The sequence below is a fragment of the Thaumasiovibrio clandestinus genome (assembly GCF_047250365.1).
Taxonomy (GTDB): Bacteria; Pseudomonadota; Gammaproteobacteria; order Enterobacterales; family Vibrionaceae; genus Thaumasiovibrio.
Genome location: NZ_JBLBVL010000001.1, coordinates 439,155 through 460,717, shown reverse-complemented (window position 1 = coordinate 460,717; position 21,563 = coordinate 439,155). Strand labels below are relative to the sequence as shown.

The 21,563-nt window shown below is 44.8% G+C and carries 22 protein-coding genes; 7 read left to right on the top strand and 15 right to left on the bottom strand.

Translation table 11 applies throughout. The features are described from left to right. Positions 1 to 20 precede the first annotated feature (20 nt). The 4 genes from ACKLNH_RS02175 to ACKLNH_RS02160 all read right to left on the bottom strand — a co-directional run bounded on the left by ACKLNH_RS02175 (position 21) and on the right by ACKLNH_RS02160 (position 4,968). Positions 21 to 842: a maleate cis-trans isomerase family protein gene (locus tag ACKLNH_RS02175; protein WP_413110589.1), complete on the bottom strand. Its 822-nt coding sequence runs from the start codon at positions 840 to 842 to the stop codon at positions 21 to 23. Positions 843 to 899: 57 nt separating this feature from the next. Then, a complete protein-coding gene (locus ACKLNH_RS02170) occupies positions 900 to 2,063 on the bottom strand; it encodes a M24 family metallopeptidase (RefSeq protein ID WP_413110588.1) in 1,164 nt (387 codons plus the stop codon). A gap of 101 nt (positions 2,064 to 2,164) precedes the next feature. Next, positions 2,165 to 3,544: an APC family permease gene (locus ACKLNH_RS02165; RefSeq protein WP_413110587.1), complete on the bottom strand. Its 1,380-nt coding sequence runs from the start codon at positions 3,542 to 3,544 to the stop codon at positions 2,165 to 2,167. A 269-nt stretch (positions 3,545 to 3,813) separates the two neighbouring features. Further along, positions 3,814 to 4,968: a cystathionine beta-lyase gene (locus ACKLNH_RS02160; RefSeq protein ID WP_413110586.1), complete on the bottom strand. Its 1,155-nt coding sequence runs from the start codon at positions 4,966 to 4,968 to the stop codon at positions 3,814 to 3,816. A 103-nt stretch (positions 4,969 to 5,071) separates the two neighbouring features. On the opposite strand from ACKLNH_RS02160, the gene ACKLNH_RS02155 reads away from it, so the two are divergent. Beyond that, on the top strand, positions 5,072 to 5,551 hold the full coding sequence (locus tag ACKLNH_RS02155) for an Lrp/AsnC family transcriptional regulator (RefSeq protein ID WP_413110585.1): 480 nt from the start codon (positions 5,072 to 5,074) through the stop codon (positions 5,549 to 5,551). 249 nt (positions 5,552 to 5,800) lie between these two features. On the opposite strand, the gene ACKLNH_RS02150 is transcribed toward ACKLNH_RS02155, so the two are convergent. The 8 genes from ACKLNH_RS02150 to dinG form a co-directional block, all read right to left on the bottom strand. Next, positions 5,801 to 6,448 (bottom strand): hypothetical protein, encoded by a 648-nt coding sequence (locus tag ACKLNH_RS02150; RefSeq protein ID WP_413110584.1) that lies wholly within the window; start codon positions 6,446 to 6,448, stop codon positions 5,801 to 5,803. Between the two features lie 198 nt (positions 6,449 to 6,646). Continuing rightward, positions 6,647 to 7,057, bottom strand: coding sequence for a DUF2541 family protein (locus ACKLNH_RS02145; RefSeq protein ID WP_413110583.1), 411 nt, complete (start codon positions 7,055 to 7,057; stop codon positions 6,647 to 6,649). A 232-nt stretch (positions 7,058 to 7,289) separates the two neighbouring features. Further along, positions 7,290 to 7,577: a type VI secretion system PAAR protein gene (locus ACKLNH_RS02140; RefSeq protein ID WP_413110582.1), complete on the bottom strand. Its 288-nt coding sequence runs from the start codon at positions 7,575 to 7,577 to the stop codon at positions 7,290 to 7,292. Positions 7,578 to 7,853: 276 nt separating this feature from the next. Further along, positions 7,854 to 9,122: an O-acetylhomoserine aminocarboxypropyltransferase/cysteine synthase family protein gene (locus ACKLNH_RS02135; RefSeq protein ID WP_413110581.1), complete on the bottom strand. Its 1,269-nt coding sequence runs from the start codon at positions 9,120 to 9,122 to the stop codon at positions 7,854 to 7,856. A 473-nt stretch (positions 9,123 to 9,595) separates the two neighbouring features. Then, complete coding sequence (gene rsmS, locus ACKLNH_RS02130; RefSeq protein WP_413110580.1) at positions 9,596 to 9,766, bottom strand: pleiotropic regulatory protein RsmS; 171 nt, start codon at positions 9,764 to 9,766, stop codon at positions 9,596 to 9,598. 62 nt (positions 9,767 to 9,828) lie between these two features. Then, on the bottom strand, positions 9,829 to 10,374 hold the full coding sequence (locus ACKLNH_RS02125; RefSeq protein ID WP_413110579.1) for a primosomal replication protein: 546 nt from the start codon (positions 10,372 to 10,374) through the stop codon (positions 9,829 to 9,831). Positions 10,375 to 10,429: 55 nt separating this feature from the next. Further along, positions 10,430 to 11,203 carry a sulfite exporter TauE/SafE family protein gene (locus ACKLNH_RS02120; RefSeq protein WP_413110578.1) on the bottom strand — a complete coding sequence of 258 codons (774 nt, stop codon included), beginning with the start codon at positions 11,201 to 11,203 and terminating at the stop codon, positions 10,430 to 10,432. A gap of 33 nt (positions 11,204 to 11,236) precedes the next feature. Further along, on the bottom strand, positions 11,237 to 13,309 hold the full coding sequence (gene dinG / locus ACKLNH_RS02115; protein ID WP_413110577.1) for an ATP-dependent DNA helicase DinG: 2,073 nt from the start codon (positions 13,307 to 13,309) through the stop codon (positions 11,237 to 11,239). Positions 13,310 to 13,838: 529 nt separating this feature from the next. On the opposite strand from dinG, the gene ACKLNH_RS02110 reads away from it, so the two are divergent. Next, positions 13,839 to 14,801, top strand: coding sequence for a porin (locus ACKLNH_RS02110; RefSeq protein ID WP_413110576.1), 963 nt, complete (start codon positions 13,839 to 13,841; stop codon positions 14,799 to 14,801). Between the two features lie 90 nt (positions 14,802 to 14,891). After that, positions 14,892 to 15,527 carry a YccT family protein gene (locus ACKLNH_RS02105; protein WP_413110575.1) on the top strand — a complete coding sequence of 212 codons (636 nt, stop codon included), beginning with the start codon at positions 14,892 to 14,894 and terminating at the stop codon, positions 15,525 to 15,527. Between the two features lie 45 nt (positions 15,528 to 15,572). On the opposite strand, the gene ACKLNH_RS02100 is transcribed toward ACKLNH_RS02105, so the two are convergent. Then, a complete protein-coding gene (locus ACKLNH_RS02100) occupies positions 15,573 to 15,923 on the bottom strand; it encodes a TraR/DksA C4-type zinc finger protein (RefSeq protein ID WP_413110574.1) in 351 nt (116 codons plus the stop codon). 278 nt (positions 15,924 to 16,201) lie between these two features. Here ACKLNH_RS02100 and apt point away from each other — a divergent pair, with 278 nt between their 5' ends. The 4 genes from apt (at position 16,202) to recR (ending at position 20,052) form a co-directional block, all read left to right on the top strand. After that, positions 16,202 to 16,747, top strand: coding sequence for an adenine phosphoribosyltransferase (apt, locus tag ACKLNH_RS02095; RefSeq protein WP_413110573.1), 546 nt, complete (start codon positions 16,202 to 16,204; stop codon positions 16,745 to 16,747). Positions 16,748 to 16,951: 204 nt separating this feature from the next. Beyond that, on the top strand, positions 16,952 to 19,087 hold the full coding sequence (dnaX, locus tag ACKLNH_RS02090; RefSeq protein WP_413110572.1) for a DNA polymerase III subunit gamma/tau: 2,136 nt from the start codon (positions 16,952 to 16,954) through the stop codon (positions 19,085 to 19,087). Between the two features lie 33 nt (positions 19,088 to 19,120). Beyond that, on the top strand, positions 19,121 to 19,450 hold the full coding sequence (locus ACKLNH_RS02085) for a YbaB/EbfC family nucleoid-associated protein (protein WP_413110571.1): 330 nt from the start codon (positions 19,121 to 19,123) through the stop codon (positions 19,448 to 19,450). Between the two features lie 2 nt (positions 19,451 to 19,452). Beyond that, positions 19,453 to 20,052, top strand: a complete 600-nt coding sequence (gene recR / locus ACKLNH_RS02080; protein ID WP_413110570.1) for a recombination mediator RecR — start codon at positions 19,453 to 19,455, stop codon at positions 20,050 to 20,052. Positions 20,053 to 20,108: 56 nt separating this feature from the next. Here recR and ACKLNH_RS02075 read toward each other — a convergent pair whose 3' ends face one another. Continuing rightward, positions 20,109 to 20,669: a regulatory protein ToxS gene (locus ACKLNH_RS02075; RefSeq protein WP_413110569.1), complete on the bottom strand. Its 561-nt coding sequence runs from the start codon at positions 20,667 to 20,669 to the stop codon at positions 20,109 to 20,111. Then, positions 20,660 to 21,508 carry a winged helix-turn-helix domain-containing protein gene (locus ACKLNH_RS02070; RefSeq protein ID WP_413110568.1) on the bottom strand — a complete coding sequence of 283 codons (849 nt, stop codon included), beginning with the start codon at positions 21,506 to 21,508 and terminating at the stop codon, positions 20,660 to 20,662. The genes ACKLNH_RS02075 and ACKLNH_RS02070 overlap by 10 nt, the downstream gene beginning before the upstream one ends. Positions 21,509 to 21,563 lie beyond the last annotated feature (55 nt).

Genomic DNA, 21,563 nt, shown 5'->3' with positions numbered 1-21,563 from the left:
CCCTAAAAGGTCAATAAAAATTACAGTACTTCAACGGGCTCCTTTTTAGCCACAGTGTCCTTGCTGATTGGAATTTCCCCCGAGAGCAGTTTGCCATACCCAGGGCATTGCGCGTTCTTGCCGCATAAATACATGGAATGCCAAAATAGCGCGGAGTTGCTCGATACAATAGGCACGCCGTACTTATCTTCTAAATATTGGATTTTCTCTACAGCGCGTAGGCTAGTACATGACATGAAAATAACATCGACATTGCCATCTTTAATTAATATCTCGATACCTTCTTCGAACGAGCTTAGCGGGACTTTATGGATCATATTGTCGTCCATAATCCCCAGCGCTGTTAGTCCAACTACGTTGAAGCCAGCGTCAAGAAGTTGCTCGCGCAGAGGGAAGTTAACATCGGTAGGATAAGGTGAAAATACTGCGACATTCTTAGCGCCTAAATGCTTAAATGCAGCTTGAGCTGCAGACCACGGATTTGTGGTTGGGATAGCATCTCGACCTTTGGTTAATAGTTTGGATACTTTTTCTTCACCAATAACAATTGAAGCCGACGTACAGGCGAAGGCCATCACATCCATTGGTAAGCCATCACCCACTAATACGGCGCCATCACTAATACTGGCTGCGACGGCATCTAAGGCTTCTGGTGTCATACCATTTTCTTTAAAAATACGAGTACTAAACAGCGCCGCTTGTTCGCGTAACAAATGAGACCAATCTGTTTCTAACGAGTGATCATTCGCCAACTGAACAAGACCAATATGAACGCGCTCAGGGCGAGGAGCTGGTTCGAACTCGAGCTTTATTTCAAAATCGTTAAATTGTTCAAAATTCATAGTAAGATCCTTATTTTTTTACTTTTAGTTAGATAGGTTTACGTTTTCGCTGTGCCATTAATCGATAATGATCAGTTCTGGTTCTGCGCGTTCAGACAACCACTCAGCACCATCTTCGGTGATCACAATGTTCTCTTCATGCAGCATTGTTTTACCTTGCGCATAGACCATTCCTGGTTCGAGGGTCATCACCATGCCGGGTCTTAGTATTGTGTTGTCTGTAGCGGTATTAGAAGGGCGTTCTGTCAGCTCCATACCTAGGCCATGACCAACACGACCAATGTCATTACCCAGTGCGCCATTGGCTTCTAGCACTTTCCACATCGCATTATAGATATCTGTTGTTGTTGCTCCTGGGCGTGCGGCTTCAAAGCCTTTCGTCGTTGCTTCATAAGTGGCACGATAAGCCGCTTTGGTTTCCTCACTGGCGTAGCCAAATGCCCAGTTACGGTCAAAATCAGAGAAATATCCATCCCATACCGCGCCAGTATCAATCAGCAATACGTCACCGGGCTCAATAATGCGATCCGTAGGCCCCATTAAAATATCGTCATAGGCATCAGGGCCTGATCCCGCAATAATGAACGGACACTCATCCGCCCCTTCTAACAACATATCAATACCAAACTGTTTACAGATTTCGCGCTCTGTCATCCCTGCACGGGCATACTCCGGAATACGTTTAAAGCCGACATTGGTGATGCGGCAAACTTCACGTGTCTTCGCTATTTCGGCGGCTGATTTGATTTGGCGAAGCCCGTGTACTGCTAAAGCAGTATCGACAAATTCTTTTTTAACCATGGTGGTCAATTTCAAATAATTGTTTACTGGCATACGAAGATGGGATTCTATCCCTAGTGTTGCGCCAACCCGACCGTAACGGCTTGGTAGCGTGTTTAAAGTATTGGCAAGCAGGCTAATGCCATCATCTTCTGGTCGCGGAGAAGGCCAAGTGATCACGGTGTCTAGCCAAGTGTTTGACATCCCTTTGGCACCGATTTCAGGGATGATAGCAATGGGCTTTCCTTCTGCGGGAACAACGACAAACCAAGGACGAGTCGGGCTATGCCAGAATTGACTATGGAAGCCAGTAAAGTAGCGAACGTTTGGTTCAGTGGTAAATAGCATCGCATCTAGTTTCATGTCGTGCATGATTTTCTGTGCGCGAGCGGTGCGTTGTTCAAATTCTTGTTGGGTAAAGCCACGAGTAGGAGTCGTCATTATGTCTACCTTACAGTATTAGTTATTGGATATTGTTTCTATTGTCATCTTTACCAGGCGGCCCAATGTGCTGGTTTCACCTGGTAATTATTGTTATTCGCTTATGAATCAATGGCTGGTTCAAGAATTGGCTCAGGATGATCTTGTTCATCACTTGGGCTATCCACGTTGATCTCTTTATCTTTTTTGATGGCATAAAGAATGCCGATGGTAAATGCGACAGCCGTTACAATGACAATGTACAACTTGATAGAGGTAATCGAGTTATATATCAGTATCCCCTGAACGACACCTGCGAGGCCAACCAGCGTATAAAATACCCATAAAGGAACTTTTGCGCCAAACTCTCGTGTTTCCCACGCATGAGGGAATTTTTTAGGCAGCATTGCGATAGCGACCATCATGAAGATACCGATACAAATATCAGTGAGAATATAGGTATTTGCGATGGTGCTGATGTCCCAGCCAAGAAGAATTGGAAGCATAGAAGCAAGCCAACAAAGCGTTAGAATTTTCCAAGGGCTACCTCTTCTATTGGTTGCGGCAAAGCTTTTTGGAAACCATCCATCACTGGTCGCAGATTGAATCGGTTGCACATAAGAGGCGTAAACACTATTGATGGTGGTTGTTAGGGCCATGAATGGACCACAAACCATAAAGAATACAAATAGAGGGGATGAAAGAACTTCTCGAGCAACCAGTGTTAAAGGTTGATTGGCGACTTCATCAATTGGAAGCGTACCTGTTGCGACCACAGACACACCAAGATATACAAAGATAATGACAATGGTTGTACCGATCATGCCAAACGGAATATCTTTTTTGGGGTGTTTGGCGTATTTACTAAAGTACATTAAATAGTATTGGCAATAGGTTGCAAAAGAGAGCAAACACGCTGCTTTAAATATACCCATGTTACCTTGTGATGCAAAATCTGGGTTTGCTTCTGGTGTAAGGAGGCTAAACTCAACTTGACCAAAACCGACTAAAATAAAGACAGCAATACCCACCATCAGTAAGGTTGTCATCATATTCTGGAATCTAGATAAGGTGTCTAGACCAAATAAATTAACGATATAAAATACCGTTAAGCCTGCAATTGCGCCTGCGGAGGGAGTAACAGTGGGAAGCAAAGAGTTAATGTAGAACCCCAGCGCTAAAGCATAGATAGCAACGGTAGGAAAATACAGGAAAAAGCTCACCACATACATGCCAGCATATTTTTTCCCCAGTATTCTACTGATGAGGGCATAAGGGCCGCCATCCAAAACAAGTGCGCCACTGGCAAATAACATGGGTATGTTATAAAAAATACCGAATACAATGGCGATACCAAAAGCTAACCACAATGCGTGCCCTGTTAAGCCAATTCCTGCACCAACAAGAGAAAATAGCCCCGCACCGACAGTAATACCGACACCCATCGCTAAAAGCGTCCATTTTCCAAGCACGCTATGATTCGTATTTCCTGAACCTGACATATTATTTTTCTCCCTTAAGATGTTTGCGTGACGTTGCCCCATTATTTTCAGGGCAAAGTGTTGGGCAAGTGATATACGCACAGAATTCTATGTAATGCATATTATTTTGTGCATAAATGTTGTGCTGTTCAAATTCTTGTTGGGTAAAGCAACGAGTAGAAGTCGTCATATTGTCTACCTTACATGCTCATTATTGGATGTTGTTTCAATTTTTATAATTGTCTAACAAAATTGAGCATTGCCCAATTTTGTTTTGGTTATTATTTTAATTAAGAGATAGCTTGAATCGCCCGTTCTAGATCTTGAATCAGCTCAGCAGGTTGCTCTAAGCCAATATTGAGTCGTACTAGCCGTCCCGCGTAATCTTTCCCTGGTCGGTCGATATTTGGATAAACTAAAGCCAAACTGGTCACTCCACCCCAGCTCATGCCTATTTTGAATAGTTCTAAAGTGTCGATAAACTGTTCAACTTGCTGAGCCGAGTATTCTTCCGTAAAAAGAAAAGAGAAAACGCTGCTAGATCCAGTAAAATCGCGCTTCCATAGTTCATGACCGGGGCAGGATGGGAAGGCGGGATGAAGTACTTGAGCAATCCCTTTCTGCTTGGTTAGCCAGTGGGCTACTTCAAGTGTTGATGCTTCAAGATGCGTTAATCGAATACCAAGTGTTTGCAGGCCTCTTAAGGCTAGGCTGCAGTCATCAGGCGATACTGCCAAACCTAGCTGTTTGAACGTTTCGCCGACTTTCGCTTTTAGAGATTCACTATTTACCGAGACTGTCCCAAGCAATAGATCGCTGTGGCCGCCAACGTACTTTGTTAGCGCTTGCATACTGATATCAACCCCATGAGCAAAGGCATCAAATAGCACGCCAGCAGCATAGGTATTATCCAGAGCCACCACGACGCCTTTTTCATGCGCAACTCTACAGATTGCGGGGACATCTTGAATTTCCATGGTGACTGAGCCAGGGCTTTCGACCCAGATAAGGGTGGTGTTGTCACGAATAAGGTCTGCGATACCATCGCCAATGAGAGGATCATAAGGCTCTACATCAATGCCTAAATCTTTAAGTAATCCTTGCGCCATTTCTTTGTTTGGCCCATAGGCGTTATAAGGAACCAATGCGTGACTGCCAGCTTTACACATAGCAAAATAGACAAGTGCGATAGCCGCTTGACCACCGGGTACGACAAAACTATGCAGTGCGCCTTCTAATTGTGCAATACGTCCCGATAACTCTAATGTTGTTGGTGTACCATACAAACCGTAGCTATAACCATGTTCAGTTTGCTTCCAATCATCGACTACATCGGCTTGTTTGTTGAATACAACGGTTGAACCGCGATAAGTTGGTGTGGCTAAAGATTCAAATCCTGGCGTCGCCAAGGTTTGTGGTTGAACAAGTCTGCTATGCCAATGCATATTAATCTCCAAATCGAGAGTGGATTGAATATGCTTTGATATTAATTTGCTTAGGCTGAGAATAGCGCTCAAATTAAGCCGTATTTTTGAGAAAATTTTTCATATGACTTCGTTAGTTGATAGTTTTGACCGTGCCATCCTTGATATTTTACAAAAAGATAATACGACACCTTTACGTCTTGTCGCTGAGCAAGTTCATCTTTCTACGGCTTCAGTCCAAAGACGTATTAAGCGTCTGGAAGAGAGCGGGGTAATCAAAGCTAATTCGGCCATTATTGCCCCTGAGAAAGTAGGACAAATCATTACAATTATTGTGGAAGTGCATGCCGTTCATGCGCATGCTTCTGATATGGAAGAAATGAAAAAAAGCTTCTCTGGGCCTGAGATACAGCAGTGTTATTATGTAACCGGTGAAGCCGACTTTATGCTGGTATTGACTGTTTCAGATATGGCGGAATATGAAGCCATCAGTGGGCGCTTATTTTATAACAATGACAACGTGAAATGGTTTCGAACTATCGTTGTGATGGATCGGGTAAAAGCAACCATGGAAACCCCCCTGCCTGTTTTATCGCCGGCTTAAGCTTCGCTTATTACACCAAATGGCGACGATTTATGGACAGCATGCCTGAGGTTTTTAGGTGATCTATATCTCGTCTTTTAACAAGAGAAAATTTCTCATTCAATTCGGGTATCGATTCATTTTCTGGCCATTAAAGTGTAGTTTTAAGATCTCACCACAAAACTGGATCACATTTCACTGTTTGTTCAGATATCTGTCGTTGCTACACTATCGGTTAAAATTTAGGTGGCATTATTACGACAACGTCGCTTAACGCTTTTTGATGTTTTCTACCGTAATAAACCAGAAAGTGGAGAAGAAAATTAAGCTGTAAGCAAGCAACTCAGTGCCTTCTTCAGCCATATTTTTGGCGATACGGACATAGTTATCACCGAGGGCTGTTTGCCATAACACGCTCATGCCAAACAGCCTTGAAAAGACCAAGAGTGTCGCCATTCCTGCAAGCATTAACCCGAAGCTGCTATGTTTTGAATAGGCGATTAATGGTGTTAATGTCGACTCCCTACGTATATAACTGAAGGCAATCGCACTTATTGCAATTAAATAGGTGGGGTACTTCCAGAAGCCGTGGCTGATATCATGTAGTAAGTTGTTCATCTCTCTTATCAACAAACATAAAAAGAATGCGCCAACAAGAACCGCAAACCCCCTTTGAGCAGGGTTGTGCCAGGCGTGAAAAGCAAACATTAGCACAATAAGAAATAGAAACAGCTCCTGCATATATTCTATCGGACCACTTTCAGAAGCACCTGCAACTGCGATTCGAATATCATAGTGGATTACTCCAGCAGCAAAGGCTAATAGAATAGTAAGGCCTAGGAAGCAGGCAAGGGCAGGCTTTAACCCAGACAAAGGCATTGGATGTTTGTTATCGACGTGATCGTTCGTATTTGTCATCGGTTTTTGCGCCATAACGATATCGACCTCTTAATTAGCGTCATCCTTCATTATTTACAGCTTAGCGCAATATGCAGCGTGTGCATACTGGGTGATTCACTGCTTTGTTATTATCCCCTTTCAATGGTATGTGTCATTCAATAAAAAAGAGGCGTCGTAGCCTCTCTTTTTAATAGACGTCAAATTGATTGAATCTGTTTATTTTCGCTTAGTTTGGATCTCAACGATACCGCGCTGAGTTAGCCCAGTAGCGCCTGTTTTTTTGTTACCGACAGCCTTGTATTTGAATGTGATTAGTCTTAGGTTGCGAGCTTGACGACGAGGAACGGGAATGGCTCTGCTGGTCTTGCCTTTTAATAGAACACCTAAGTCATCGGTCACAATGCTACTGCCATCTTTAAAATGTAGAGTGATCGAGTCCATATTAATGATCCCTTGCTTTGACTTAAGGCGTACTTGGCGTATATCGCGATTATTTTTATTAATATAGACGCGATCAGTATCCTCACTATAATTCACACGACGTTCGGCTAAGTGCTCCCATTCTGCAGCGAAGGCGGGCTGGCTAAAAGAAAGCAGAAGAGAAAAAATAACAAACAGCACTCTCATTAAAATACCTCATTGATTGAATTAAGTTATCTGATATTGTTCGGAGGCAGTATATCAATGCTGTCGTTGTTATGTTTTGGGTTGGGGTCTATTCCTGTCAGAGTTATGTGAAATTAGTAACCTGCGCATTAATGGTCATACAGCATGCCTGCTAAATTAGACATCTGCTTGCAAAAGAAGGCATTGCACAGGCAAATCTCGCGGCAGCGCCAGGGGAGCATCAAGTGCTGAACTAACCGCCGATAGACACAGTGCCTCCTCCGCTCATAGATCCTCCACAAGTCACGCTATCGCCGGACTTAGCTGCGGCTTTACCGTTTACAAACACAGAAGATGATCCTGACGCAATCGATCGACCGTGGGGTGGGCTTTTGGGTTTGGCATGCAGAATTAGCGGGTCACCAACTCTACCTGCGGGTAATCCATCGTAAAAGACATTAGACGATCCCCCACAAACCGGTGTCGGTGGATAGCCGCCATGTCCTGAACCAATATCACCTAGTTTAACTGCGTTACCCATGCTCACCATTCCTGCTTTATGTGTTTGGCGATCATAGGTACTTCAATTTATTTGGCATTCAAAATGAGCGCAGAAAATCCAAAATTCGGACTCGCATCAACTTTACCCGCTATTAGCGATAATCTAGGCCAGTACAAATGTGAGATATGCCGAATAATTGGAGGATAGAAAAAGCATGAGGTCTGAACAAGGAACGGCCACTATTCTTAAGATAGGAAGATACCGGTTGTTATTGAACAACCGGCTGTCCTCTTTATTCAAGCGAAGTGCTTGTGCTTAAGCGTTTAAAGATGACTCTAGGTCAGCAATAAGATCATCGATATGTTCAATACCTACAGAGAGGCGAATCATTTCAGGGGAGACGCCAGCTTGCTGTTGCTCTGCTTCGCTTAATTGGCGGTGCGTCGTCGAAGCAGGGTGACAAGCCAGAGATTTCGCATCGCCGATATTTACCAAGCGTTTGAATATCTTCAAGGAGTCGTAGAAACGCACACCAGCATCGTAGCCATCTTTTAGTCCAAACGAGAGAATAGCCGATGGCTTACCGTCCATGTACTTTTGTGCTAAGAGGTAATGGGGGCTATTTTCCAATCCGGCATAGTTTACCCAGCTCACTTTCTCATGGTTTTGTAGGTACTCTGCGACTAAGCGAGCATTCTCAGTGTGGCGCTCCATACGTAAAGAGAGCGTTTCTAGCCCTTGCATCAACATAAAGGCACTCATTGGCGACAGGGCGCTGCCAGTGTTTCGTAGTGGAACGGTTCGGGCACGGCCGATGAAAGCCGCTTCGCCAAATGCTTCTGTATAGATAACGCCATGATAAGATGGCTCAGGTTGATTAAACACGGGAAAACGCTCTGCGTGCTCTTTCCATGGGAACTGACCGCTATCGACGATCACTCCGCCTAAGGTCGTGCCATGGCCGCCGACATATTTGGTTAATGAGTGAACAACAATATCAGCGCCAAATGCGATAGGTTTGCATAGTGCAGGTGTCGCTACGGTGTTATCGACAATCACAGGCACACCTTTTGCGTGGGCTAAGCGTGAAATTTCTTCAAGATCAACAATATTTCCTGCTGGATTGCCGATACTTTCACAATAGACCGCTTTGGTGTTTTCATCGATAAGGCTAGCAAGAGACTCAGGGCTGTCATCGGAAGCAAACCGTACTTCAATCCCTTGCTTTGGTAACATATGGGCAAAAAGGGTATAGGTGCCACCATATAATTGTGGGGTAGAAACAATGTTATCACCCGCTTCAGCGAGGGTTTGAATTGCATAGTTTATGGCTGCACTGCCAGCACTAACGACTAATGCGGCAATTCCACCTTCTAAAGCGGCCATCCGCTTTTCAAGCACATCGTTAGTTGGGTTCATGATGCGGGTGTAGATATTCCCTGGCACCTCGAGGTTGAACAGATCTGCACCGTGCTGGGCGCTATCAAATTCATAAGCAACAGTTTGGTAAATCGGCGTGGTGACTGCTTTTGTTGTTGGGTCAGTTTCGTATCCGGCGTGTAGTGCTAGGGTTTCATCTTTCATTGATCTTCCTTGTCCATGAGTAACTATTTTAGACAGTCTGTCAGACCCAGATCTATTTTTCTAGTCTTTGCCGTGAGTTTGTATCGAGAGATTTATAAATACGCTGATTAATGGGTAGAGAAGAAGAGATAGAAAAAAGGGCTAGGAAAGGTTGCATGGCATGTGGCCAATATTTACCAATGAATATTGTAAAGAGATTGTTGGTGCGCTGTGAGTATTTCTAATGGTTTTCGTATGCGCTATTGATATATTTATTGTTTGCCTCGCAAAATATGAGTGCAATGATCTTGACTGCAATTATTTACTTATTTGTATGTCAATAATTCAGCAATTGACAGTGGATCGTCTTTTAAAATGCAGCTACTATTCGGCCCGTAGTCTATTTGGAGGTCGAAATGAAGCTTTACAATACCTTAATGTTTTTAACTCTAATCATGTTTACTGGCGCACTTGTGATTCGTTAAAGTATGGCATTACAATTTTTTCTCGCAATCTGCGATAACCATCTTTAGTGCTTTTATTGCCGTTTGTGGGTCAATCTCATTTGTTTCAAGGAGATAAATAAGATCCACCGCCAGTTGTACCTCTTGTGGTGCACTATCAAGGGAGTGGGTAGTATCTGCCTGTTGTGATGATTTCATCATGTTCTCTCTTTGTCTATTTTTTTGATTAGTTTCTAAACACATCTTTTATCAAGGTTTCTAGGCTATTCAAACCGTTCTTGATAACGTATTTGTTTTTCTATTTTAGCTTTTGATATGCGGCAACGCTCTACACGCCCCTCCAATGCCGTTAATTCTTGTTGCATTCGTGTGCGGTTTAAATCGGTTGCGTAGTCCAATTCTCGTGCTTTATTGTCGCGCATCAGTAGTAATCGTCTTTCCCATTCAATATGTTGAGTTAGATCCTGATATAGTGCGTTAATTGATTTGTAGAACTTACGTGCCTGCTTAGGTTCTGCGGCACGAATGGCTACTGTTGCTAATTCTCGCTGTAAGGCGTGAACCTGGAGCGCGAGGTGGTCACACAAATAGCCCAGCCGTTGTGGATCGGGGCTGGCGCCAGTGAGCAGCTTTTCAATTAAGTCTAATTGATGTTTTGCTTGCATGACACACGGTGTAACTAGCTTAGGGTAGTTGCTAAATAAATGCTCATCAAACAAGGGCTTATCTGCTTCTCCGCGCTGCTTGTCTAATTGGCGTGCTTGCTCTTCGAGTTGGCTTAAATGACGCTCAAAACGGCTAATATCCATGTAATAGGCTGCTATCGGTTATGCATCGATGGGTTGTGTGGTTAACTGTCTGCATCTAAAGCCACGCATCGACGGCTAATTTGACTGCCAGTATCAATACCATGGTAATGAACACAGGCCTAATAAATTTAGCACCAAATCGAATAGCGGAATGCGCACCTATCCATGCACCCATCATCAAACAAAGCCCCATCGTTAAGCCGATAGCCCAGTTTATGTGGCCTAACAATGCGAAGGTAATGAAAGAAGTAAAGTTACTGGTAAAGTTCATTGCTTTCGCTAAACCGGATGATATTAGAATATCCATGCGGTAGAGCGCCATGCTCGAAACTGTCCAAAAAGCACCGGTTCCCGGGCCAGCCACCCCATCATAAAAACCCAGCGTAGCACCTTGCGTGATTTGCTTGCGCTTGAGGCTCGGATCATTTTTAGGTAGATGGTGCTCATCCGCTTTGGGTTGCGGGTGCCAAATAGTGTAAAAGGCGACAGCAATAATGATCAGAGGTAGTGACTTTTCTAACCATCCGGTTGATAAAGAATCAACAACAACCGTGCCCATGATGGCACCAATGAGCGTGGCAGCGAATGACCACAGCCAGAAGCTGGGAACAAATAATTTTTTGCGGTAATACGTAAAGGCGGCGGTACTGGATGCAAAACTCGCGGCCAGTTTATTGGTACCTAAGGCGATATGTGGCGGCAGTCCAATCCATAGTAGGGCAGGGATGGTTAACATACCACCGCCGCCAGCAACGGCATCGATAAACCCTGCAGTAAAGGCAACAACGGCTAAAATAGCGATTACGCTTGGGTCTAAAACTTCTAGCATCTATTTATCTTATAGTTAGTGATATCGGAGGTGTTATTCGATCACTCTGGCAAAAGGAGGCAGGGCATCAAGCAGTGCTTTACCGTAGCGTTTGGTGATGATGCGTCGATCGAGAATGATAACTCTACCAGAATCTTCTTCTTTGCGCAGCAGTCTGCCAACGGATTGGATCAGCTTTTTACTGGCTTCGGGCACTGTAATCTGCATAAACGGATTTCCGCCTTTGCTTTCAATATACTCGGCATGGGCTGCTTCAATCGGTGATGTTGGAACCGCGAAGGGGATTTTGGTAATGATGACATTTTGTAACAGCTCGCCGGGAAGATCTAACCCTTCGGAAAAGCTTCCAGTACCGAACAGTATGCTGACTTTGCCAGCTTGAATCTGTTTTTTATGTTTTTCTAATAGTGACTGCCTTGATTCTTTGCCCTGAACCAACAGTTGCCAATGGTTACTATTGCAAGTCGCAGCGAGTTTCTCTGCCAGCATATTCATTTGCCAATACGAGGCAAATAAAACCAAACTTGCCGTCTCCCCTTCGAGGTATTCGATGAGCTTATCGGCTAATTCGTGATTAAACTGGGTTGATTGAGGGTCATTACGCATGGCGGGCACGACCAAGCGGCCTTGCTCTGTGTAGTTAAACGGTGACGATAAGGCTAAAAAGCGCGTACCGTCATCCTGCTTTAGCCCGGCTTGGCGGCAAAAGTAACTAAAATCATTCAATGCGCGTAATGTCGCAGATGTTAAAACCACACCTGCTGCCCGACTCCACAGCATGTCATCAAGCCGAAACCCGACTTCGAGGGGTGACACTTCGACAATATAGTCATCTTCTCGGTCAGGGCTTTTTTCTAGCCAACGGACGAGTGGTGCCCCTTTCTCTTTATCGGGGGTCGCCATTAGTTGCCATACTTTTTCTAAATTTTCTAAGCGCTGCAAATAGAAACCGCCTTCTGCCAGAGCTGGCTCACCAAGGCGTAGAGCCAGCTCGCCATTGCGGATGCGTTCACTGATGAGGTCATGGATCTTTCCCATCGATTGGCGAGCTTTGCGGCTTGCGTCCTTCAGTTGTTTTGCTTCGCTGCTTAACCAATCTGGTAGGATGCCATGCTCAAATCGCCAGACGTTATTCGATGAAAATGCAGAGGGATCGACTTGTTTGGCGAGCTGGCGCAATGTAGGGATAAGGTACTGGCATTGCTCTTGTACAACATTCAAAAATCGACTGCTCTGTTTGATATCAGCTGCGTTTGCGAGTTTACTTGCTTGCTGATTGAGTTTTTCCAACCAAGCGGTGGCGCCAATTAAGCTCGCACTCGCGGCAGAAAAATCTCTCGCTACCTGAGGAAGGTGATGGGCTTCATCTAATAGATAAATGGCTTGTTCAGGCTCAGGCAAAATGATGCCACCGCCAAGTTCGAGATCAGCCATCAGCAATGCATGATTAACAATGATCACATCCGCTTTGTCCAGCCGCTCTCTTGATTTGCTAAATGGGCAGCCGCGATGGATGGGGAGCCCGTTGTGACAGCTATGTTTGTCAGCGGTGATCTGTAGCCAAACTCTATCGGGAATGGTGGTTGGCCAGTTATCTCTGTCGCCATCCCATTTCTGTGCAGATAATGCCGTATTCAGGCGTTTTAACAACGCGAGGTCACTTTTTTTTGGCTTTTCTTGCCAAAGCTGCATTTGAGCATCTGGGTTATCTTCAATAGATAGAGACAGTTTATGGGCACAACAATAGCGCTGCCGTCCCTTAGCGAGAACCACTTCGACTTCTTGTTCAAAAAGGCGTTGAAACAAAGGAATGTCTTTGTTTAATAACTGCTCTTGGAGTGCCACGGTCGCGGTTGAAATAATGACTTTTTTATTGTTGAAAAAAGCGTAGGGAACGGCTCCAACCAAATAAGCTAACGATTTTCCAATTCCTGTGCCAGCTTCAGCGACGAGCATACGGCGCTTAGCATCGTATTCACCGCCCAGTACTTTGGCTATTTCTGCAATAAGATAGTTCTGTGCTCGGCGCGGAACAAAGTGGGGTAGCTGAGATTGCAGATTTTGGTAGCACTTACGGATGGCCTCTTGGGTGGTTTTGTTCAGCATGGAATTGTCTTGATGGAGAGTATGGTTGAAATTATATCACAATCTGTTCAAGAGCAGTGTTGGGCATCTGTTGTTGAATTATGGCCATTGAGTTTGTGTTTTGTGATCGTATCCGCAAAAATAAATTGAACTATGTATATCTATAATATCGGTCAATACATCAAAGCGAATTATATTGCCATCGGCTGTTAATGGCGTATCGCTTGGATGATAACTCCGCTTTTTAAGTGTTATATAGTCAATTGGACCATATTGATACTATTTAAGATTACACTCTTTTTGTATTCCACTGACGCATATTGCAGATTTGTTGCATGTTTATTTTTAATTAAGTATATGTTAACCATGGTCTTTTTCTGTTTAAATGGTTGTGAAAAGGTTAATTTGACAGCCGAAAAGAACTCTTGCACGATAAGCCTCGCATATATAAACGCTTTCTGACGAGTGCCTCATTATGAAAGGTGACGCAGGTAGCAGATAGGGATATCCGAAAGGATTTCACATTAATAAGAAAAGGCAGTGGATTATCATGAAAAAAACTCTTTTAGCATTAGCAGTGCCGGCAGCATTGGTAGCAGGCTCTGCGTCTGCAGGCGTAAACCTATATAATAGCGATGGCGTAACCGTTGATCTTTCTGGTGCGGCTGAAGTTCAATATTATAAAGATGGGTTGAAAGACGATGAAGATAAAATTCGTCTGGATGACGGTGATTTGGCATTAGACGTTGTCGTTGATGTTAACGACAGCCTAGCGGTCGTCTCTGGGATCGCATATAAGTTTGAAAGTGAAGGTGACGACAGCACCGAAGTACTAAACGATGAGCTTTGGGTTGGCTTTAGCGGTGACTTCGGTACGCTAACAGCGGGTCGCTTGTACCTTATCGCGGATGATGCAGGTAACACCAAAGATTATGAATTTGGTGGCGATACATTGGGCTTTGCTCGTGGACAAACTGGTCAGGGTCTGAAGTATGTCTATGACAACGGCCAGTTCTATGCTGGACTGTCTGCATCATTGAAAGAAGATGGTAAAGAAGGGCCAGACGAAGAGACAGTGATTGATGGTCGTGTTGGTGCTCGTTTCGGTGACGCCGATGTACGTCTCTACTTCTTTGATGCCTCTGATCTAGATGGCATTGCAGGACTTGATCAAACTGGATTTAACCTAGAGCTAGATTATGTCTGGGGTGATTATAGCTTTGCGGCATCGTATGGTCAGACAGAAGATAAAGCAGCTGGTTCTCTTGACTTAGACACAGACGTGTTTGCTGTTTCTGCGGACTACACCATGAATAATACTACCTTTGCTGGTGGTTATACTTTAGCACAAGTTAGTGTGGGTAGTGCAGATGCCGATGCTCAAGCATTTTATGTAAATGTGACCCAACAGCTGCACAGCAATGCCAAAGTGTATGGTGAAGTGGCTTACTACGATGTAGACAATATTGACACTGATTTGGCTTACGTTGTTGGCCTAGAAGTGAAATTCTAATCACACTATCGTGTTGAGTATGGAGCCGCCGCTATGCGTTAGCTGGCGGCTTTTTTATGCAACAAAGCTTACATAGAAATGGAGGTTGTAATGAGATACGTTGCGTTGGCGTTATGCGCTGTATTGGCATCAGCAGGTGTTAATGCTGCGACATTAACCTTGGATGAGGGGATTAAGTTCTGGGTTGTGAACGGAAAAGAGCAGCGTGCAAAGCGCATTCAACGTCATGAGACTATCACTCTTGTACCGGGTGAGAACCAAATTGTTATACGCTACGATGATGAGGTTAAAGACGGCAGTAAAACCCGGGTGTTTACATCAAAACCTTACGCTTTTTTACTTAATGTGGTTGAGGGCGATGAGATAACATTGCTATTGCCGCAACGATTACGAACCTTGTCTCAAGCAAAAGCTTTCTTCCGCGACCCGCAGTGGCTGCTGCAATATCAGCAAGACGAACCGCAAGCGATTGAGACACAGCGGATTGAGGGCAATGGCTTAGGCGCTTATAGCGATCCCGAAGCGGTGGTGGCGGCGTATAATCAGACACAAGGCATTGTGATTGATGACGAGCAATTGTTCGATTATAAAAAAGATGCGGTAACAATTTCAGACGAGGGTGAGATCGAGTTATCGGATAATGCCGTCGCACAGTTAAAAATGTGGTATACCCGTGCCTCTGATAAAGAGAAAGTGGCGTTTAAAGTGTGGTTGGCACAGCAGTAGGGCTGTGCCATTTTAGCACCGGTTGTCTTTCGGTGAATGGCAGTATTAATGACTGAGTTTTTGCCGGCACTCAAAGCAGCGCGGCTCTGCGGGATCAATTTCTAAATCATACAATGCGATGGTATCTTCACAGTCGGTGCAGGTGCCATACATGCCAATGCGGTCGGCGCATATTGCCGCATCTAGGCGCTCAATGCGTCTCGCCATGTCTCGCGTCGTTTTGTGTAAACTGCTTTTGCCGAGATCGATAAGCTTGCTACGCTCTTGTTGCGTTAGCTCTGGTTTCAGTAGATCAGATTCATGACACAGCACTGTAATTAGCTCAAGTGTCAGTGAGTCTAGCTCGCTGTTAATGCGATGTAATAGCTGGTCGTGCAATGTTATCAGTGTGTTCATGTTGGTCACTTGGTCGTTACTTTCCCATAGTCTAGTGTGTAAGGAGTGGGGATACCTGATTTCGGTCAATAAGAGGGAAGTTAGTACGAATTTGAATGCAATTATATTGGGTTGCGCAGAGTTTTGCTGTTTTTTGATAGGGAGAAAGCGATGCGAATGTGCTTAAACGCATTAGATCATGTCGCTAGTATCGAGATAATGCTACCATTAGGTGTTTTGTGTCGGAATGGAAATTTTTGACACGTTAATCTCTATCGCTTGCATTTAGGTAAGAAAGCATGAACCAAGAACAACTCGCCCTCATCAAAAACAGTATTAAGTCCATTCAAGATTACCCAAAGCCAGGTATTCTTTTCCGTGATGTGACTAGCTTGATGGAAGACCCTGCTGCATATCAAGCAGTAATGTCAGTTCTGACAGAGAAGTACAAAGATAAAGGAATTACAAAAATTGTCGGTACTGAAGCGAGAGGCTTCCTCTTTGGTGCGCCATTAGCGTTGGCGCTGGGCGTTGGTTTTGTTCCGGTACGCAAGCCTGGCAAATTGCCTCGTGAGGTGATTGCTCAGTCATATGAGCTAGAGTATGGTACCGATACATTAGAAATTCATGTCGATGCGATTCAAAACGGTGATAAAGTCCTGTTGGTTGATGACCTTTTAGCGACAGGTGGTACCATTGAAGCGACGACAAACCTAGTGCGCAAATTAGGTGGAGTGGTTGAAGATGCTGCGTTTGTTATTAATCTACCCGATATTGGTGGAGAAGTGCGCCTCGCTTCGTTAGACCTAAATGTATTTGCGATTTGTGACTTTCCAGGGCACTAAGTCAACCATTTGGGTTATGGGACACAACAAGGGTCGGCATTCGCTGGCCTTTGTTTTTATCAAAGGTCGAAATAGGCCTTGTTGCATAGAATTTACGCATTCTATACGGAATCATAAGCAAGAGTGGGCCTCGTTGTCGCACCCTCACATACCTTGTGGTAGCATGCCGTTATCATTCATGTTCATTGAGTAGGCTGACACTACATGAGTTATCAGGTTTTGGCACGTAAGTGGCGTCCTCACTGTTTTGATGAGGTGGTTGGGCAGTCGCATGTCTTAACAGCGATATCTAATGGCTTGGCGCAGAACCGCCTTCACCATGCATATCTATTTAGTGGTACCCGCGGCGTCGGTAAGACAACCATTGCACGTATTTTTGCTAAAGGACTGAACTGTGAGCAAGGCGTGACGGCACAACCGTGTGGTCAATGCCAATCATGTTTGGAAATTGATCAAGGGCGCTTTGTCGACTTACTGGAAATTGATGCGGCTTCTCGCACTAAAGTAGAAGATACGCGCGATCTGTTAGACAACGTGCAATACAAACCAGCACGTGGTCGTTATAAAGTTTACTTGATCGATGAAGTACATATGTTGTCGCGGCATAGCTTCAATGCTCTGCTTAAAACACTAGAAGAGCCACCAGAATACGTAAAGTTTCTGTTGGCAACGACTGATCCACAAAAGCTGCCCGTTACGATTCTATCTCGCTGTTTACAGTTTCATCTTAAACATATCGATCACCAACAGATCCAAGCGCAACTCAGCCATATTCTTGATAGTGAACAGTTGAGCTATGAGACGCGTGCGTTACAACTGATAGCTAGGGCTGCAGATGGGAGTATGCGTGATGCGTTAAGCCTGGCCGATCAATCTATTGCGATGGGGAATGGCAGCGTTATAGCGACACAAGTTAGCGCTATGCTGGGGACGTTGGAAGGCGATCATGCATTAAAGCTACTTGAAGTCTTTGTGCAACAAGATGCGAATACCCTGCTTGGTTGTGTCACGACCCTCGCCAGTAGTGGGGTGGGATGGGATGCGTTGCTCTGTCAAATTGAAGAGGTACTACATCAGGTCGCTATGTTGCAGGTTGTAGATAGCGCAATAGATGACTCGGCACCGGATAAATCCCGTCTATTGGCGTTGGCTGACAAACTGGCACCTCAAGATATCCAGCTTTATTACCAGATGGTCTTGCAAGGACGGAGGGATCTCCCTTTTGCTCCTGAAGGGCGCGTGGCCGTCGAGATGGTTTTGCTACGTATGCTAGCGTTTAGACCAGCGCCACCTGTTTCACTACAACCGCAAAGCATTGTGGTGCCAGAGCAACAACCAGCGCCAGCACAGCAGAGCATTGCCCAGGCTCGTGAGCAGTTAAGGGGGCAACGTTCTGATGCTGCACGCTCTGATTCACGTATAGAGGCGGCAGTGGTGGCTCCCGTTACTCCACCTCAGGCGACGGTGTTAGATTCAGGTGCTTCAGCGGCGGCACAACCGTTAGATGAACGCGTTGCGCCACCGTCAGTGCCGTCACACAATATTGAACAGCAACAGCAACAGCAACAGCAACAGCAACAGCAACAGCAACAGCCTGCTGTAAGGTCAACAACAGCCAGTTTGGTGGCAGCAAGAAATAAGCTTCGCAGCCAAAGTGGCACGGTGCCGACGCCAAAAAAGAGTGAGCCTGCTGCGACAACAGCAGGCATAGCGAAGCGCTCAGTGCGTGATGGGTCTGCGGTAGAGAGGCTCGCACAACGTCATAGTGTCGCGGCCGCAACGCCAGAGTCTGTTTTGCCAGGGCAGCAAGAAGTCGACACCAACAGTCAGGCGGATGACGCTTATCGCTGGCAGCCAACCTCGCCAACGGCTGTAGAGACAGAGGCGGAAATTACCCCTCAATTGGCAAAAAGTGCACTGGAGCATGAAAAATCGCCTGAGTTGTTAGCGGTGTTAATCAGTGAAGCGGCACAGCAAGATGAATGGAGTAAAATCAGTGGCGAGCTAAATGCGCCGAGACTGGTGCAACAATTAGCCTTAAATGCGGCTCTGGAAAGAGATGGCAATGCAGTAACGCTGCATTTGCGTCAATCTCAGCACCATTTAAACACGGAAAAAGCACGAGAGATTTTGCAATCGGCATTAGTGCCGTACTTGGGAAATATTTCTGTTGAGATCATCTTGAGTTCGACGGGAATAACCCCATTAGAATTAAGAGAAAAGCTGTATATGGATAGATTGGCGCAGGCAAAAGTTAGCTTACAAGCTGATACCAATATTCAGTTTTTGCAACAACGTTTCGCGGCGGAGTTGGATGAAAACAGTATTCGTCCAATTTAGTCTTATAACATATTGAAATTAAGAGAGAACACTATGTTTGGTAAAGGTGGAATGGGCAACATGATGAAGCAGGCGCAAATGATGCAAGAGCGCATGCAGAAGATGCAAGAAGAGATTGCCAATATGGAAGTGACTGGTGAGTCAGGCGCTGGCTTAGTAAAAATCACAATCACTGGCAGTCACAGTGTTCGTCGTGTTGAGCTCGATGATAGCTTGATGGAAGATGATAAAGATATGTTGGAAGATCTGATTGCAGCGGCATTCAATGATGCGGCACGTCGAGTAGAAGAAACCCAGAAAGAGAAAATGGCGTCAGTGACCGGTGGTATGAACTTACCTGCTGGTTTTAAAATGCCATTTTAATCATGCAGACAAGCCCGTTACTTGAACAGCTAATGGAAGCGTTACGTTGCCTACCTGGGGTAGGACCGAAATCGGCACAACGTATGGCTTTTCATTTATTGCAAAGAAACCGACAAGGTGGCGCCGTTTTAGCGGAGGCACTGCAACGTGCAATGACGGAGATTGGTCATTGCCGTGATTGTCGAACATTTACAGAGCAAGACGTGTGTGGGATCTGTGCGAACCCTCGGCGTCAAGAGAATGGGCAACTGTGCGTGGTTGAAAGCCCCGCAGATATCGTTGCAGTGGAAGCGACAGGCCAGTTTTCAGGGCGTTACTTTGTACTAATGGGACATCTTTCACCTCTGGATGGAATAGGCCCTGTGGATATTGGCTTAGATCGGCTCCAGCAACGCTTGGAACAAGAAGTGGTGAGTGAAGTGATTTTAGCGACGAACCCAACAGTCGAAGGCGAAGCGACAGCACAGTATATTGCAGAGCTTTGTCATCATTTTTCTGTTACCGCAAGCCGTATTGCTCATGGTGTACCGATGGGGGGAGAGTTAGAGTTGGTCGATGGTACCACTTTGTCTCATTCGTTGGCGGGGCGACATAAGTTGTAGCGAGACCTTAAGAAGGGTCAACCTAAAAACCGTCCCATAGTAGGACGGTTTTTTGTTTAATACGAAACCAATAATGACGAGCCATTGTTTACACTGGTTAATAGCAATGTATTGTCGTCGATGATATCTAGCTTTCTGCTTTGTTTGCTATCAATCAAATAATAATTTCGAATGAAATCGAGATCTTTCTGGTTAAAAAGTGAGCTATTGCCGCTAGTTACATCTGAAAAGTCTATGATTTCGGTTTGCAGATACTTACCGCTGACTTGCCAGCTACCTGCTTCTGATATTTGTATGTTTAGTGGAGCTCCACCTTCCACACTGGTTAACTTAAGATGGGTAAAACGCGAGAACATTTTATTGGGCAAAAAAATGACCTGTGTTGTTTGCTCAATTCGTTTTAGATCGCGAAGCGCTGCGTGTTTCATTTGTAGCGTCTCAGTTAACTCAACCTCACTCAAGCTGATACTTTGCCATTTATTGTTACTCAGTAGTACCTCAACTTTTCTATCGCTACCCATGTAGTACCATATGCTGCCACACAAAGAGAGCACGCATACCATAACTGGCCACCACTGTTTAAATACGGCTTTAATTGCAAATGTACTTACTGGCATAAGGTTGTATTGTCCTTTTGTTGCGGTAATAGGCGTATCGTGACATTTTCTCTGCTGTGATCTGGGTGATGGATATAGTTGAGAAATATCTGATGATTGCGTCCATCGGTGGCAATAACTTTAGTCGGTCGACGTTCGTCATTGTGCGTATCAATATAGTTTTCTATACATTGTATGATCAGTTCTTGCCATGGCTTTAATGGGCTATGGCCGGAAGGAGAGAGAACGGCGACGCCATCAATATCAAAAACGTGAGTAAAAGACGTCGAGATAGGAGGGGTCGCTTTATATGCCATATAGGGAGCGGTACAGGCAATCAATAATGCCACGATGGACAAAAAGTAAGAGAAATGCTTTCGCGCTTCTTCTTTAGTTTGAGGCGTGGCATTTGTTGTTACTATAGTGCCATTTTCGTGTTCACTGCTCTCAACATTAGACAGGGTTGTCTTTGAGCTCTCTACCTGTGTTTGGGATAATTCGCTAATCTCTTGATGAACGTAAGGTTCAACATCAGCGATAATCTGATACCCCCGTTTAGGTATTGTCTTAATGAACTCAGGTGATTTCGTAGAGTCTTTCAGCGCTTTACGTAAAGTAGAGATGGCCTGAGTGATGCTCGAGTCATCAACCTCAAAACCTTGTTGACGCCACACATAGTTGTGTAGATGCTGGCGGGTAATAATCGCACCAGGTTCTTCTGTGAGCAGTTGCAATGCTCGACTTTCATTTGTTCCCAAACGAATTAGTTCATGTCCGTCATGTTGATCGATCAAACTGTTGTCTGATGGGTCGAACAAAAAACGTTTGCCTATTAGCAATTTATCAGAATTGGATCTCATTGAAATATCAAACAATAAAAAAAGGTAAAAAAAGTAAAAAGAGCCAGTAAAGCAT

Excerpts from the sequence above, each read along its gene's own strand:
- ACKLNH_RS02175 (WP_413110589.1), bottom strand. The coding sequence starts at position 842 with ATGAATTTTGAACAATTTAACGATTTTGAAATAAAGCTCGAGTTCGAA.
- ACKLNH_RS02170 (WP_413110588.1), bottom strand. The coding sequence starts at position 2,063 with ATGACGACTCCTACTCGTGGCTTTACCCAACAAGAATTTGAACAACGC.
- ACKLNH_RS02165 (WP_413110587.1), bottom strand. The coding sequence starts at position 3,544 with ATGTCAGGTTCAGGAAATACGAATCATAGCGTGCTTGGAAAATGGACG.
- ACKLNH_RS02160 (WP_413110586.1), bottom strand. The coding sequence starts at position 4,968 with ATGCATTGGCATAGCAGACTTGTTCAACCACAAACCTTGGCGACGCCA.
- ACKLNH_RS02155 (WP_413110585.1), top strand. The coding sequence starts at position 5,072 with ATGACTTCGTTAGTTGATAGTTTTGACCGTGCCATCCTTGATATTTTA.
- ACKLNH_RS02150 (WP_413110584.1), bottom strand. The coding sequence starts at position 6,448 with ATGACAAATACGAACGATCACGTCGATAACAAACATCCAATGCCTTTG.
- ACKLNH_RS02145 (WP_413110583.1), bottom strand. The coding sequence starts at position 7,057 with ATGAGAGTGCTGTTTGTTATTTTTTCTCTTCTGCTTTCTTTTAGCCAG.
- ACKLNH_RS02140 (WP_413110582.1), bottom strand. The coding sequence starts at position 7,577 with ATGGGTAACGCAGTTAAACTAGGTGATATTGGTTCAGGACATGGCGGC.
- ACKLNH_RS02135 (WP_413110581.1), bottom strand. The coding sequence starts at position 9,122 with ATGAAAGATGAAACCCTAGCACTACACGCCGGATACGAAACTGACCCA.
- rsmS (WP_413110580.1), bottom strand. The coding sequence starts at position 9,766 with ATGATGAAATCATCACAACAGGCAGATACTACCCACTCCCTTGATAGT.
- ACKLNH_RS02125 (WP_413110579.1), bottom strand. The coding sequence starts at position 10,374 with ATGGATATTAGCCGTTTTGAGCGTCATTTAAGCCAACTCGAAGAGCAA.
- ACKLNH_RS02120 (WP_413110578.1), bottom strand. The coding sequence starts at position 11,203 with ATGCTAGAAGTTTTAGACCCAAGCGTAATCGCTATTTTAGCCGTTGTT.
- dinG (WP_413110577.1), bottom strand. The coding sequence starts at position 13,309 with ATGCTGAACAAAACCACCCAAGAGGCCATCCGTAAGTGCTACCAAAAT.
- ACKLNH_RS02110 (WP_413110576.1), top strand. The coding sequence starts at position 13,839 with ATGAAAAAAACTCTTTTAGCATTAGCAGTGCCGGCAGCATTGGTAGCA.
- ACKLNH_RS02105 (WP_413110575.1), top strand. The coding sequence starts at position 14,892 with ATGAGATACGTTGCGTTGGCGTTATGCGCTGTATTGGCATCAGCAGGT.
- ACKLNH_RS02100 (WP_413110574.1), bottom strand. The coding sequence starts at position 15,923 with ATGAACACACTGATAACATTGCACGACCAGCTATTACATCGCATTAAC.
- apt (WP_413110573.1), top strand. The coding sequence starts at position 16,202 with ATGAACCAAGAACAACTCGCCCTCATCAAAAACAGTATTAAGTCCATT.
- dnaX (WP_413110572.1), top strand. The coding sequence starts at position 16,952 with ATGAGTTATCAGGTTTTGGCACGTAAGTGGCGTCCTCACTGTTTTGAT.
- ACKLNH_RS02085 (WP_413110571.1), top strand. The coding sequence starts at position 19,121 with ATGTTTGGTAAAGGTGGAATGGGCAACATGATGAAGCAGGCGCAAATG.
- recR (WP_413110570.1), top strand. The coding sequence starts at position 19,453 with ATGCAGACAAGCCCGTTACTTGAACAGCTAATGGAAGCGTTACGTTGC.
- ACKLNH_RS02075 (WP_413110569.1), bottom strand. The coding sequence starts at position 20,669 with ATGCCAGTAAGTACATTTGCAATTAAAGCCGTATTTAAACAGTGGTGG.
- ACKLNH_RS02070 (WP_413110568.1), bottom strand. The coding sequence starts at position 21,508 with ATGAGATCCAATTCTGATAAATTGCTAATAGGCAAACGTTTTTTGTTC.